We start from the raw sequence: 15788 nt of genomic DNA on the forward strand, positions 1-15788 counted from the left end.
GATGTACCTTAATTGTCATTCATATCATAGTCTACGTTACGGCACAATTCCATTAGATGAATTAGTGCAGAAAGCCAAAGAATGCAATGTTAAAGCGATGGCTCTAACAGACATTAATACGGTTACTGGTATATATGATTTTATAAAAGCTTGTAAAGCTGTTGAAATTAAACCGCTTGTTGGAATTGAGTTTCGATACAACAATAAATTACATTTTGTAGGAATAGCAAAAAAAAAAGATGGAATTGGAGAAATGTGCCGCTTACTTACAAAGCATAATTTTGAGAATACACCACTTCCTGAATATGCACCTGAATTCATTAATGTCGCAGTAATATATCCAATGGAAAACATACCATTGGTTTTAAGAGACAATGAGTACATCGGTATTCGTTCGGAACAGTTAATAAAACTCTTTAGAGATGAGTGGAAAGATAAATTAGAGAAGATGGTTGTTTTTCATCCAGTTACTTTTAGAACTAAAAAGGAATTTAACCTTCACAAGATTCTTAGGGCAATTGACACAAACATTATTTTATCAAAACTAACGAGTGATGATTACTGCAAAACAACGGAAGCAATGCTTCCGCTAGATGAATTACTTTCAAAATATAGCGACTACCCTGAAATAGTAAAGAACACCGAACGACTGATAGATGATTGCAATTTTGAATTTATTTTCAATACGCCACGAAATAAAAGATATTATACAAAAAGTAAACTTGGAGACAAATTACTTTTAGAAAACTTAGCAAACGAAGGACTAATTAAACGCTACGGTAAAAATAATAAAGAAGCGCACGCAAGAGTATTAAAAGAACTAAAAGTAATTGACGATTTAAATTTTGGAGGCTACTTCTTAATAACCTGGGATATTATCCGATACAGCAACAGTAGAGGATTTATGCACGTTGGGCGTGGTAGCGGTGCAAATAGCATAGTTAGTTATTGTTTAGGAATCACAGACATTTGTCCAATCGAATTGGATTTATATTTTGAACGCTTTTTAAATTCAAGTCGCAAAAGTCCTCCAGATTTTGACATTGATTGGTCGTGGCAAGAGAGAGATTTTATTTTGGATTATATATTTAAACGCTTTGATCCAAATCACGTTGCTTTTTGTGGAACAATAGCTGAGTTTAAGTATCGTTCGATATTTCGCGAGGTTGGGAAGGTATTTGGTTTACCAAAAGAGGAATTGGATGTATTAGCAAAATCTCCAATGGCTTCGCACGATAAAAATTCAATTGTAAAGTTGGTTGAGGAATACGGAATGATGCTGGAGAAGTATCCAAACCAAAGGAGTATGCACTCTTGTGGTATTCTTATTTCTGAAGAACCCATCACCAATTTTACTGCTTTGGAAATGCCACCTAAAGGATTTCCAATTGTGCAATTTGATATGCACATAGCGGAAGACATCGGATTTGAGAAATTCGATATACTTAGCCAAAGGGGCTTAGGAACAATTGACGACACAGTGAAGTTGGTTGAAAAGAATCGCGGAATAAAAGTAAATATCAAAGATGTTTCCATTTCTAAAAATGAAGCAAAGTGCAACGAGTTTTTAAGTAGAGGAAAAACACTTGGATGCTTTTACATTGAAAGTCCTGCAATGCGAGGATTGCTTAGGCGTTTAAAATGTGACAACTACAAAGTGCTGGTAGCTGCATCAAGTATCATTCGTCCAGGTGTTGCACAAAGCGGAATGATGAAAGAATATATTTTTCGCCACAACAATCCAGATAAGTTTGAATATTTTCACGATGTTTTTAAAGAACAGCTTGGCGAAACATACGGAGTAATGGTGTACCAAGAAGATGTAATTAAAATTGCTTTGCATTATGCAGGGCTTGAAGCTGCTTATGGTGATATTCTGCGAAGGGCAATTAGTGGAAAAAGCAGATCACTTAAAGAATTACATACTGTCAAAGAACAATTCTTTTTATCCTGCGAGAAAAAAGGGCATCCGCTTAAATTAAGCGAAGAGGTTTACCGACAAATTGAATCATTTGCGGGTTATTCATTTTGCAAGGCACATTCCGCTTCCTATGCAGTTGAAAGTTATCAAAGTCTTTATTTGAAAGTTTATTACGGAATAGAATTTATGGTGTCGGCAATAAATAACGGAGGAGGATTTTATCGACCTGAAATCTATGTTCATGAAGCACGAATGTCGGGCGGGAATATTAATAACCCCTGCGTAAACAAAAGCTTGTATGAAACAATGGTTTATGGGAGTGATGTTTACTTAGGTTTTATGCATTTAAAAAGTTTAAATTCCACATTGGCTAATTCCATTGTAGAGGAAAGAGAAAAAAACGGTGAATACAAATCAATGGAAGATTTTATTAATCGTATTTCAGTCGGCATTGAGGGAATGCAAACTTTAATATTCATCGGTGCATTTCGTTTTACTGGAAAAACAAAAAATGAATTAATGTTAGCTGCAAGATTGATATTGGTGAACTTCAAACCAGAAAACAGAAATTGGATGTTGCTACATGAACCAGTTAAAGAATATAAATTACCCGTTTTGGAACGCTCCGATTTTGAAGATGGGTTTGACGAAATTGAAATTTTAAGCTTTCCTGTTTCCTGCTCACCATTTGATTTATTGCAAACGAAGTATCGCGGAGATGTAATGGCAAAGGACTTATTGCAGCATCATAAAAAGCAAATAAAGATGCTAGCTTACTTGGTTTCAACTAAGCAAGTACCAACTAAGGCAGGAACTATGTATTTCGGAACTTGGATAGATGCAGAAGGAGAATATTTTGACACTGCACATTTCGCAAATAGTTTAGTTAATTATCCATTTAAAGGTGGAGGATGTTATCTGTTATATGGCACAGTTGAAGTTGATTTTCATTTTCCGACAGTTACTATAACCAAGATGGCAAAGATGCCTTTCATTCTGATCCACGTTACTCGAATTCAAGTGGAAGGCAATTCAAAGTGCATGAACAAATAAAACAAGATGTGAGTTCAACACATCGTGCGCCCTATCCAACTGAGGTTGATTTACCGCGAACAAAAATGAAAAACTAACTTAGAGCCAGTTCAGGGTATTCAAAAGGCTCCATCACTTTTGGATTATTAGGGTTTTCCTTTCGAGAAGTAATAAGCTTACTAATTGGATTATCTGCCATTAAACCTGAATCGAAGGGTTCAAGCAATTGCTTTTTCTGTTCATACGAAATACCTGTATCTAACCATGTCTTTGCATCATTCAAATTAAGAATAGCAGGCATTCTCTTTTTTGAATTATGAATCCACTCCATTCTATCGTTAGCGCGGGTAGTTATGATAGTAAAAGTATCATGCACTTCATCAATTGCTTTATTCGTCCACTGATTATACAATCCTGCCAAAAGAAAGACAGATTGATCTTTCGGATAAATAAAATGAGGGTATTTCTCATCATTAAAATGATGCCATTCATAAAAACCATTAACGGGGATAATACAAAATTGGCCGTTCTTAATAGCATCTCTAAATGATGGTTTAGAATCAGCTTCTTCGCCAATTGAATTTAAGCATTGAACTCTACTTTTTTTCGCTGCTTCCCAATCTTTTGCCCAATGAGGAATTAATCCCCAACGATAATTTTTAAACTTCTGTTCAGAAGTTATTACAGGTAACTTAGGATGAGAGAAACCAGAAGCAACATAAAACTCAGGAACTTCCTTTTCTTCCAATTCGGTAGAAAAATCATTTTCCAGTTGTTTTATCTGAATGCCGGATAATTTTGAAGAGACAGAGTAACACATATATCAAAAATACGAAAATTCATTTTGTAAGCGTATATCGTTTCTATATTAATTACTTCAAAAAAAGAAAATCCAAATCAAGAAAAAGTGAAAGACGAATTTGTTTACAAAGAAATGCCTCAAATTTAAAAAGACTATATTTGATATAATCATTCTTGGGAGTAGCATTATTTGAATTGAGACGCTCGAAGCCTTTAATAAAAGCAGGTTCAACATTTGCAAAAAAAGATATTAACATCAATAAAAAAATCTTATATTTATGTTTGCAATAAATCAGCAAAAAAATAAAAATAAACGCTTGTACGATTTACTACGATTGAGTCATATGGCATTTGGTGAACTTTTGTACTTTCTCTGTACCTCAATCTGCCAAAGGCCTACATACATGCACAATCTCAGGTTCTGTATCGGTAAATAATTTCATTATCTTTTTGGAGCACAACCATTTTCATTCATAATAAACTCACACCCGCCTGCCTGCCGGCAGGCAGGCTTTTCACTACAAGTCCTCCTTCGTGCGGGCTTTCCGTTACTCCCGATAGCCATCGGGACGGGGCTAGGGATTTTAATTTGAGTTGTTGGGGGCACTTTCATTTTTTGAAGCACTTTCATTCTTAGTAGCATTATCCTTTTCCTTCGTAATATACTTACACCCGTCTGCCTAAAGGCTTTCCGTTTCTCCCACACGTGCGGGATTCTCTTCTCCCGATAGCTATCGGGACGAGGCTAGGGATTTTAAATTGCAGCATAAAGCCTGCCTGCCGGCAGGCAGGCGGGACAATGAAAATTAGGACGAAAAAGCACGTGCTCCAAAATATTAAAATGAATATGCTCCAAAACATTCAACTTAACATTCAATACAAAAAACTCAGCACCAAAGCAGAAACTAAAAAATTCCTTTTTTCCTTCCTTCCTCCTGCTCTATATTCTTTTCTGTTTTATTGGCGGATTTTCCTTTGCTAAAACGATAACTCAGTTGAACCATCACTACGTTTTTAAGAATACTGATATCGTACGTCTTAGTTTCTTGGTAGGATTGAGTTTTCAAATAACCGCCTTGATCAAAGTCACACCCAAAATTTGTTGGAATAAAATACAAAAGCATCACATTTAATTTCTCTTTAAAGAATGGCTGTTGCACAAAGGCAATCCAATAATCATTGTCTCCTTTATCATATCCTTGCGCTGTAATATATCTTACAAGATTTTTTTGATACTGTAAACCAGCAACTGTAGAATATTTAGGATTCTGATAAATCAATTGACTTGACATGGTCCAAAAGTTAAAACTGTTTGATGTGGTTGCATATTTAATGCTATTGCTGAACACATCAACATCTGTCTGCAAAAAAATTGATTTTGAAAAAGGAATCGTCAAACGTGCCTCTGATCCATATCTTACGTAGTTGCCCGCATTGTTATAACTGTATTCAAATATGTTATCACTGCGCAAAGTTCCAGTTGTGGTTATGTAGTTGTTGGAGAAATGGTAATACGGTTCAATGGTGAATAATCCTCCAAGGATATCTATCTGCATCGACACTTTATTTGTCACTTCCGGTTTCAGATACGGATTTCCAGTTTGTATACTTTGTACATCAATAAAGGATGTAAATGGATTTGTTTCTTCAACATCCGGGTAACGATTGTCTGCACGAAATTTTAGTTTAATGCCCAAGTTTTGCGAAGGAGCGTATTTAATATCGGCATAAGGCTGAGCAATAATATAGTGACGTTTTATTCCGTCCGCATTGGGGGCGCTTGTTTCTGTAGCTGCACCTATTTTTATTCCTAGCTTTTTAGTTAGCTGCCATGAATAATATGCATATAACTTATGGCGAAAATCGATGTACTTAAAATTATTGGTGATACTGTCGGATGTTAATTTGTTATTCTGTTGTTGCCATGCATTGCCATACCCAATTTGCACATTCATTTGTTTCTTGAAGGTATGTGTATACTCTACATAAAATTTACTTGAATTTTTAGTATCATTCCCCTTCTGGTTGGTCACATTTAGTAAATCATCATTGTAATGATTGGTGGTGGTGGAATTCAAAATTGAATAATTAAAACTGGCATTTATTAAATTGTTCTCGTCCAGTTTACCATTGTAAAACAAGTTATTTTTTGAATTCATATTGGACGATGTTTGCAGGGAACTGGAATTGAAATTCAGAAAAGAAGTTCCTGCGTTGGAATAATCTATAGTATACTCTTGTGAAGTACTGTTGTATTTCAATGGGGCGGCCGACAGATCACTTTCAAAACTAATGGTATGTTTGGGGTTGATATAATAATCGGCACCCAAGGTGTATGAATTTGTAACCTCCTTTACATGCATATTCCTATCACCCCTCTTTTTATTTTCGATAACCAAACCACTTCCGTATTCTTTTTTTGTATTCGCATCAAAATTAAAATTGTTGATACTACTATTATACGTACCGTAGAGATTTACTTTGTTGTAAACATAATTTAAAGATACATTGAGTTCGTTCTGCATGGGAACGTATTTTTTTTGATTCGCATCAGCATCCAGCAAGGTTTGATTATTCACTTGAATATCAGTTCCGCGATAATCTTTTTAAGAATAATATTAATCACTGCCGAATAGCCTTCCAACCCGTAACGTCCACCGGGGTCGCGTATCACTTCAACTTTCTTTAATCTATCGGGCGATAAATTTTTAATATATTCTTGATCTTTCTCCATTCCATCTACCAATATAATCACTTTGCTGTTGTTATCTACTTTTATACTGTTGTTGAACCTATCGTAGGTAACACCGTTTACTTTTTCTAGCACTTCTTTCGCATTGGCTGCTCCAACTCTCATTTTATCGGTAACTATTTGTACATCTTTATCCAATTGATTTTCGTCAGAGCGGGATGTCACGGCAACTTCTTTCAATAAGGCAGCATCTTGCTTCAGTTTTATCACACCCAGAAATTTGTTTTCGTTCATCTCGAACGCTTGAGTTGTATCCGGTTTGTACCCGATATTACTTACAACAACTTTGTAGGTTCCTGCATCCAGAGGGATGGTAAAAAAGCCTTTGTCGCTGGTTACGCCACCTGTTATTAAGCTATCTTTTTGATTATATATAATAACATTACAAAACTCCAGGTTATCTTTTGATGTGGCATCTTTTACTTGCCCTGTTAGTTCGAGCTTTTGTTGTGCTGATAGTGTATTTGTAAGAATAAGTAGTAATAGAAGTAACTTAATTTTCATAGATGCATTTTTGAATTTTCGCACGTATGACGTTCAAGTATATCGAATAGTTACAAGGGAGTTTAGTTTGAATTTAAGATGAATTTTTTTAGTAGCACCATCCTTTTCCTTCGCAACATTCATTCACCCGCCTGCCTGCCGGCAGGCAGGCTTTCCGATTCAATCTTTGGCAAAAAAGCCAAAGGATTTCCTCTTCAATCGGGGCTAGGGATTATATTTAGTTTTTTTTAAGTAATAAGCTTACTCTTTAGCCCCGTCCCGATAGCTATCGGGAGCAGTGAATTACGCACATGTGGGATTCTCTACTCGCGATCCCGATCCCGATAGTCCCGATCCCGATAGTCCCGATAGCTATCGGGATCGGGACTATCGGGATCGGGACGGGGCAAGGGATTTTATTATTTCTTTTTAAGAAACTTCTATAAAACAGCAAAGAGGATGAACTTCATCCTCTTTGCTGTTTATTTTTTGCACAAAATAAATTGAAACATATTTCTTATGTTGATAAATAAGAACCAACTCTAGCGAATCACGATTTTTTTTGTGACACTTCCTGCATCAGAAACTATTTTTAAAAAGTAGGTTCCTGTTGCATAATGGGAAACATCCAGCGTGGTTTGCTCACCGTCTACTTTAGCAGTGTAGATAACCTCCCCTAGCACATTGCTCAGCTCCACCTTGCTGTTATTTTTATGCGTGAAGGTAACACTTCCTGTTGCCGGATTTGGAAACACGATTATCTGATCATTACTGAAAACACCGTCAATACCAACGGTTGACGAAGGACCAAGCTTTGCAATGTATATTTCACGATTGCTGGCATTGAGTGTGGTGCTGCCGAACGCAAGTGAAAGATCTTCGAAAAATCCAGTATAATAAGTAGCATAAGCTGCATCAACAACAACACCGGCTCCCCATGCTCCGGCTGACGACACCAGATTTTTTGCCCACATCGCTGTTCCTGTGGTGCTGTATTTGGCTGTAAAAAAATCTCCGATAGGACCGGTAGCGCCCGAACTGAACAAGGTAGTGGTCCCGAAAATGATGGACGAGCCCTTGAAATAACCCGTTACATAACAGTCGCCAAGCGCATCCACGGCAATGCCCAGCGGCATATCAAATCCATAGGCTACAGGCTTTTTCACCCACTGCAGGGTACCTGCAGCATCGTATTTCGCAACAAGTATGTCAGGATCAGGAGCGCCTGAATTTGTTAATGTTGTTCCGCCAATCACAATGGAGTTGCCTTTGAAATAACCTGTCATGTATGAATTTCCGGACGCATCAATGGCTATACTCATACCCATGTCTTCCGCGGTGCCGTTTGCGCTCTTCGCCCAAACCGCTGTTCCGGAAGGGTCATATTTCGCAATAAAAATATCTTTGCCTGCACCTGTAAGTGAAATGGCATCAAACGTTGCAGCGCTGGAAAAGAATCCCGTCACATAGGAATTTCCGGCAGCATCCACGGCTATGTCGTTACCGATACTTTGCGAACTGCTGGTTGTGGCTTTTGCCCATACAGGGTTTCCGGATGCATCATACTTTGCAATAAAGAACTGATAACCACCCGTACCCGAAAAAGGATTAGAGAGTGTGCTGCTGCCAATTATTACTGTGCTGCTGTTGAAATAACCGGTGATATAACAGTTGGATGCTGCATCCACACCTATGCTATAACCATAGTCTCCTCCTGCACCGCCCACTTTTTTCGCCCAGAGGATGTCACCGGAGGAATTGTATTTTGCAATAAATGCATCGTTGAATGCAGTTGTACTGATCGTAACTGTATCAAACACCATGGATGTGCTACTGAACTGTCCGGTAATATAAACGTTTCCGCTTGCATCCACAGCAATTCCTTTTCCAAGGTCGTCACCGGTTCCGCCTGCACTGCGCACCCATAGCAATGTTCCAGTTGGGTCATATTTGGCAACAAATGCATCCTTCCCCAAAACGGACGTAATGGTACTTGTTCCAAAACTGATCGTATACGATGTAGGATTTGCTTCGTTATAAAAACCAGTAATATAGGTATTGCCGCTAGCGTCAATGGCAATGGCTGTTGCTTCTTCATACCACATGTTGCCTGCACTTTTTGCCCATACCCAGGATGGAGCTTGCGCAAGAGCAGTTAATGATGCAGCAATAATTAAAATGGTTGTGAAAATGGTTTTCATGATAAGAGATTTGAGTGAGTATGAAGTATAAGCGAAATTAGATTAATTATTAGGGAAAGCAAAAAGAAAATGAGTGACGCAGACTATTAACCTTCTAGGACTTAAAATTGGAAATAAGAAATTGAATCTATTTTAGAAGCATTCTCCTTTAAAAAATCTAAACTACCCTAGCACAAAAAATCATACCTTATCATGAAAATCATATCCAATCTGCGTTCTCATTGCACACAGCTTTCATTCATCATTTATAATTCTTTTCACTTTTCCCAGTAACCACTTCCTCCGAAACAATTTTCACTGGGACAGGTAAAGATCCTGCTTTCAAAACACTTGCAAAATCTTGTGCTTGTTGTTGTGTGAAATTTCCTGAAATAACGGCAACTCCTCCTGGAATTTCTGAATTTACAAATGGATAAGAATACACTTGATCATCCACTACAATGGCTATTGATCTTCCAATATTGTCTCTGGTTAGTTTATGCCAATCCATGGCTGCTACTTTTTGCATGGTCATGGATATTTGCGGCCCCCAATCACTGTCCGAGACTTTCGCATCTTCAATTATGTTGTCGTACAAGGCTGCTTTACCCGTACGAGTGATTCTTATGGCTACCAGTTGATGAATAATATCTTTTGTTTCTTTTATGGGTTCTAGTGTCCACAAAAACTTTACTCCACTTCCAAAAATTTTTTTTGCTGTTGGTGAATTGAAATAGGAATTTATTTTGCTGGTATCTTTTAAGAGTGCCATTCCTACGACAGGACCATCCATCAATTCATAATTGCGACCATCGTATCTCACGGCTGGGTTCAACAAGGCAAACAAGGGATTCTGTTTTTGTGCATTCTTCATCTTCTCCTCTTCTATTTCTTTCTCCGATTTCTGCGCTGCAAATTGTTTCTCCATAGATACTCCTTCTAAATTTGCTTTTACTTCTTCAACAACTGTATCTTTCAACTCTGGGAACAATTCTTCGCTTAATACCGTATTTAGCTTTGCAATTTTTTCATACAGCTCTTTGTTTTCATGCGTTTCCCAGAATTCCAATTTGGCGGTGCTTTGCAATAGTTTGCGAATGCGTTGCATGTCATGCAACTTACCTGGAATTTCTACAATCAATTGTTCTGGTTTTTCACCCGCACGAACGGTTGGATTATCAATACCAAAAGACTTCAAACGTTGTGTAATAATAGATTTTATTCTTTCCAGTTGTGTAGGATCTGCATTGTGAGCTTCCAAAACCACACGAACACCACCCGCTTCTTCAAAGGTTGGTGCTGCACAGGAAAATAAAAAAAGAAGTGAAAGGAGGAGTACATTTTTCATTAAAACAGCTATTTAGCTTTAAACTTTATTGGCATATTAAATTGCACTCTCACAGGTCTTCCGTGCTGCAAACCTGGTATCCAGTTGGGCATCATTTTTACAACACGCAATGCTTCCTGATCACATTCTGGACAGTTAACAAAATCTCTTAATAACTTTACGCCACTGATACTACCATCTTTTTCAACTACAAACGTTACATAGCTGGTACCCGAAATTCCTTTATCACGAATCACCTTAGGGCATACAACATTTTTAGAAATAAACTTTATTCTTTCTGATCCCCCGCCATTATATTCAGGCATTATTTCCGACATATACTTCACATTCATTTCTCTGTTAAAACTTTGTGATTTAGGCACGTGTATATTTTGATAGGTACCATCAATAAAAATGTCAATTACCAGTGAATCCTTTCTATCTTCATCCCACGTTGTCCAAATACCCACCTTTTTATCATTAGTATAATTACCTTCGCTACTTTTCTCCCCAGATTCAAAATAAAAAATTGATTTTCCTTCGTTTATAAGATTGGGATCAATGCTACTGCAATAAGCAATCATTTGTGGGGTGTTTGTTTTCATGTACATATCATGCACCAAGTACAGTTCACCCTGCTTAACTGAAGTTCTGTAATATTCCGCTTCTGCTTTCTCACATTTCTTCCAGTCCTTAGTATAATAAGTTGTATCCGTTTGAGCAATGGAGGTTGCGGTAACAAACAGACTAATTCCTGCAAAGAGCAATTGTTTCATATTAAATTATTGTTTAGGAGTAAACTTTAGTGGCATATTAAACTGCACCCGTACTTTCTTCCCATCCTGTTCACCCGGAATCCATTTGGGCATTAACTTGGTTACTCTTATTGCTTCTTCATCACATGGCGGACAACCTGCATTGGGTTTCAATACTTTTACATCTGAAATACTTCCATCTTTTTCTACTACAAAGGTGATGTAACTCATCCCTCCCATTTTTGCTTTTTTAGCAGCCTTGGGATATTTAATTTTTTTGCTTAAAAATTCCACTCTCTTTTCTTCTCCTCCTTTAAATTGAGGCATTACTTCTGATATATGAATGGGGTTATCATCTTGCGCCAAGGTGATGTTTGCTAGGAAGAGGGTGATTAGGAGAAGGAGGTGTTTCATTGGGTATTTTATTTGCGTAAAGTTAATCATTATGATAGCAAATCCCACTTTTCTAAAAATTCTCCATTTTTGTCATCAAACTTTCTCATAGAACTATCATTGTGAGCTTGGCCTTTTTTACCTGGCTTTGCTAACCAATTAGAATGCCCCTCTTTTACATATTCTGCAACTTTTTTGCTAGGTACTATGAAATAATGAGGTCTTTCATTTTCACCACGCAAAGCAACAAAAACATAAAAAAAGTTTTCTTTATGGTGAATTTCCGACTTTTCACTCAAAACCCAAACAGCTTTTCCTGATTGGTTTGATTTTACTTGAATCGCAAATATCTTATCATTTGAGAGCTTTGATGCATGAATATCAATACTATCATTATTTCTTAAAGTAATCGAAGCCATAAACCCACGTCTGGAGAGTTCCGCTGCTACAAAATATTCTCCAGCAATACCGGTAAGGCCTTTGCTTAATTTTTCATCTAACTTCAATTTGCTATAGCTTTAGTTTATTATGTAAGTTTTTCAATATCATTTTTATAATGAAAATCAATTCCAATGGCTTTACACGATTTATTGAGTGTTTCAACATCGACTATATTTGACATTAGATCTGATAGTTTTAGCAAATACAAATCAATAGGATTATCTGGTAGGCCACCAACTCCAAAAACCACATACACATCTATATTTTGATCAACTTCAAACTGCTTGTAACGTTTGAATTGACTGGCACCAATATCTAATGCATTATTAAAACGATAACTTCTAAACTTGCATTCAACAGCTATCTTCTTTTCTATCCCATTATGAGTAAAACCAAAAACAATATCAGGCTCGGCATTAGATTCTGCATATCTACCATTTACTCCTTTATCGCCACGCCAAACCAATATTTTAAAATATGATTTTGGGAACTTTTCAACAATATACTTTTCAAATTCAAATCCTTTTTTTCTATTTATTTCTTCTTCAGTCAAAACACTTAATGGTTCTAATTTTTCTTTCGCTTGAAGAATATCATCTGCTATAACAATTGGCATAATGACTGGACTTATTACAGGAACCACAACAGTTTTTTTCTGACTCCTCAAATAAAAAAGAAACACAACTCCTACCAATCCAAAAAAAAGAATAAAGATGAGATATATTGAAAAATTACTTGAATTATTTTCATCCGTCAATTTCGAAGATTTATAAGGTAAGGAAGACAATACAAGATTGTCTACATCTAGCTTATATTTCAAATTTCTGTCAGTAACCAAATCGCTTTCGCCAACAATTTTGTAATCGCTACCGTACTTATATAATAAAAGATAAGACGGATATTCCTTTACCCGTTTAGTTGTTTTAACTTCCTTAATAAATGAAGCCTTTACTACATTATTAGAATAGAGGTCGTAAGAAATTTCAGAAATAATTTTTTGGCTAAAAACTTCATCTGGCTTAAATAAGCTGGACTTTTTAGAAACACAAGCCTCTTTTTTTAATTGTTGACAATAGAAAAGTACATCAGAAGCATACAACTCATTAAACTTTTTTAGATCCCAGTTATTGTGGGCTTCAGACCAGCTCCCTACAATCTTATCTAAATTTGATTTATCAACGGATGCCGCCACTTCACGTCCTCTTATCGAAAGAGAACAAACCAAAAAGAAAGAAAAAAAGAGTAGTATATTTTTTTTCATTTTATAAATATACAATTATTACTTGATTTTAAATTAATCAAAAAGATCAGTAAGGGTTTAAGATAAACCCTTAATAATTTATAAAACACAAAGTAATATTTGCTACAAAACTTAGCAATTTCATTTTTGTTAATAATTATTTGAAGAATTAATTGCTTTAATTAAATCTGTCCGTAAATTTGTCCGTATCCTTAAAGACCCACCTTATGGCAAATGTTAAATATTATCTTGATAGCAAAGCAGACAAAAACAGGCTTTATCCTATCCATCTTGTGATTAGACAAAAGGAAACACAGGTAAAAGTTTCTACTGGTGAAAAAATAAAAAAGAAAGATTGGGATAATAAGAACCAAAAAGTCAAGGATAGTGAGTATAGCTATAAATCGATAAATAATTTCTTGTCTTTCATCAAACAAGAAATAGAAAAGCATATATCTAATGCCCCACTAAGCCAACTAACAGATAAAAAGATAAAAGAAAAAATCCTATCATTTGTAAATGGGAGAAAAAGTAATTCGGAAACTAAGCTTGTATCTGAAGATCCAGAATACTACAAGGGAAAAGAAAGATTTACATTTGTAGATTTATTTGCTGGAGCAGGTGGTTTCAGTGAAGGGTTTTTACAAGCAGAAGACGGAAAACGCCTATATGACTTTTTACTTGGAAGTGACATAAATGAAAACTGCGAATTAACACATCTTGCACGATACAATCATCAATTAGGTCTTGACGCAGAATTTTTACGTCAAGATATTACGGAACCTGACTTTTTAGATAACTTGATTAAAGGCCTTAAAGGTAAACAGGTTGATGTGGTTTGCGGTGGACCTCCGTGCCAAAGTTTTAGTTTGGCAGGGAAAAGGAAAAAATTCGATAAAAAAGATGATTTATTTTCTCACTATTTAAAAGTAATTAGACAATTGCGTCCTAAATATTTTGTAATGGAAAATGTTAAAGGTATTTTAACAAAAGAAGAAGGACGCGTTCGTGAGATGATATTGCAAGAAATAAGATCTATTGTGGACTTAAAAGAGTTTCATCAATTAATTAACTTCATTGCTAGGTTACGACAAGATGAAAAAAAACAGCAATTTATTTTAGATTGCTACAACCAGCGCTTAAAATTTGAATCTAGTGAAGAAACTAAGATTGACGGTTTAAAGGAACAATATATCCAAAACATTGAAAATAAATTCAGAATACTTACACCAAAAATTGTTGATTACAAAACGAGCAAAACCGATTCTAGTATAAGTACAATAAGGCATGGTTTTAATCTTTTAAAAAGAACTAATGAACTAGCCTATATTAGAAAAAAAGTAATTAACGAAAAAGCATTCAATGATTTAGATAATGACTTTTTTGTAGCAGATTTTAACAATTTCCTAACTTCAATTGAACCCGAATCTATTGTTGACAGAATTCGCGAAGCCTTTAAAAATTTAAAACCATCCAAGAATCATATTGATGAAGTAAATGAAATAATTAATTCGCTAGAAATATATACATATTCATTTGACGAGTGTATGGATGGTTTGAAAGTTTTTGTCAAACAAGCAAAAAAAGAAAAAGAATTCGAATTAATTTTATCACAAATAAGATTATACAATATAGAGCAGCCATTTGTTGCCTTAGCTTCAAATTATGGTGTTCCGCAAAATAGAGAACGCGTATTATTTATTGGATGTAGAAAAGATCAAAAATTAATCAGAGATGTCCCTCCAACTGTAAGCGAAAAAGAAAAAGTAACAGTTTTTGAAGCATTATTTGATTTAGATTTTATTGGGAATGATGATGAAAAATATGATTATGAGAAGGTAAACCTAAAGGCAAAGTATAATGGTTCTACTGAAAAGATGAAATCACTAGTACAAAAAAGATCCATCTGCGGAAAACCCAATGAAAAAAGTGGCTTAACATATTCAGAATGGTCAAAAAAAGGAAGATTGAATGAAAGATTTTCAAATGCAAAAACTCCTTTTTATGTCCGAAACAATGAAGAGCTTGATAATATTTTAACCCACTTAGTAGTTCCACTTCATAACCATAAGACTAGTAAACAAAATGATGATGTCGTAAAACGACTTAGTGTAATCTTAAAAACAGGAGATTATGATTTAGCAAAAAAAGAGTTATTAAAAATTGGATTAGGCTCAGAAAAAAGAAATTATAATGTTTTAAAACCTGATTCACAAAGCCCAACAGTAATGACGATCCCAGATGATTATATACACTTTTCAAGTCCTAGAGCATTAACAGTTCGTGAAATGGCAAGATTGCAATCATTTGATGATTCATTTGTTTTTCAAGGAAAACGTTCAACCGGTGGAAATAAGCGTAAATTTGAAGTACCACAGTTTACTCTAGTTGGAAATGCAGTTCCTCCGTTAATGGCTCGTGCTGTAGCGTTGGAAATATTAAAAAATATAAAGTAAAAAAAAT

10 protein-coding genes and 1 pseudogene are annotated in these 15788 nt (G+C 35.6%); 2 read left to right on the plus strand and 9 right to left on the minus strand.

The genetic code is table 11. The features are described 5' to 3' along the window. Position 1 precedes the first annotated feature (1 nt). Positions 2 to 3051, plus strand: a pseudogene (locus tag IPP64_11845) (DNA polymerase III subunit alpha). Here the strand turns inward: IPP64_11845 and IPP64_11850 are convergent. From IPP64_11850 to IPP64_11890, 9 genes are all read right to left on the minus strand, one after another. Continuing rightward, entirely contained in the window at positions 3048 to 3773 is a 726-nt protein-coding gene (locus IPP64_11850; protein MBL0330081.1) for an SOS response-associated peptidase, read from the minus strand. The pseudogene IPP64_11845 and the gene IPP64_11850 sit on opposite strands and share 4 nt — an antisense overlap. An 886-nt stretch (positions 3774 to 4659) precedes the next feature. Further along, entirely contained in the window at positions 4660 to 6333 is a 1674-nt protein-coding gene (locus tag IPP64_11855; protein MBL0330082.1) for a TonB-dependent receptor, read from the minus strand. Next, complete coding sequence (locus tag IPP64_11860; GenBank protein ID MBL0330083.1) at positions 6330 to 7010, minus strand: carboxypeptidase-like regulatory domain-containing protein; 681 nt, start codon at positions 7008 to 7010, stop codon at positions 6330 to 6332. The genes IPP64_11855 and IPP64_11860 overlap by 4 nt, the downstream gene beginning before the upstream one ends. 521 nt (positions 7011 to 7531) lie before the next feature. Continuing rightward, positions 7532 to 9190 carry an SBBP repeat-containing protein gene (locus IPP64_11865; protein MBL0330084.1) on the minus strand — a complete coding sequence of 553 codons (1659 nt, stop codon included), beginning with the start codon at positions 9188 to 9190 and terminating at the stop codon, positions 7532 to 7534. A gap of 241 nt (positions 9191 to 9431) precedes the next feature. Continuing rightward, positions 9432 to 10517 carry a hypothetical protein gene (locus IPP64_11870; GenBank protein ID MBL0330085.1) on the minus strand — a complete coding sequence of 362 codons (1086 nt, stop codon included), beginning with the start codon at positions 10515 to 10517 and terminating at the stop codon, positions 9432 to 9434. 8 nt (positions 10518 to 10525) lie between these two features. Beyond that, positions 10526 to 11272: a TonB family protein gene (locus IPP64_11875; protein ID MBL0330086.1), complete on the minus strand. Its 747-nt coding sequence runs from the start codon at positions 11270 to 11272 to the stop codon at positions 10526 to 10528. Between the two features lie 6 nt (positions 11273 to 11278). Beyond that, positions 11279 to 11665: a TonB family protein gene (locus tag IPP64_11880; GenBank protein ID MBL0330087.1), complete on the minus strand. Its 387-nt coding sequence runs from the start codon at positions 11663 to 11665 to the stop codon at positions 11279 to 11281. Positions 11666 to 11694: 29 nt separating this feature from the next. Continuing rightward, positions 11695 to 12150, minus strand: coding sequence for an aspartate ammonia-lyase (locus IPP64_11885; protein MBL0330088.1), 456 nt, complete (start codon positions 12148 to 12150; stop codon positions 11695 to 11697). A gap of 20 nt (positions 12151 to 12170) precedes the next feature. Then, positions 12171 to 13346, minus strand: a complete 1176-nt coding sequence (locus IPP64_11890; protein MBL0330089.1) for a hypothetical protein — start codon at positions 13344 to 13346, stop codon at positions 12171 to 12173. Between the two features lie 206 nt (positions 13347 to 13552). Between IPP64_11890 and IPP64_11895 the strand changes: the two genes are divergently transcribed. Next, a complete protein-coding gene (locus tag IPP64_11895; protein MBL0330090.1) occupies positions 13553 to 15781 on the plus strand; it encodes a DNA cytosine methyltransferase in 2229 nt (742 codons plus the stop codon). The last annotated feature ends 7 nt before the right edge of the window (positions 15782 to 15788 follow it).

This window comes from Bacteroidota bacterium (assembly GCA_016722565.1).
In the GTDB taxonomy this organism is placed as follows: Bacteria; Bacteroidota; Bacteroidia; order 2-12-FULL-35-15; family 2-12-FULL-35-15; genus 2-12-FULL-35-15.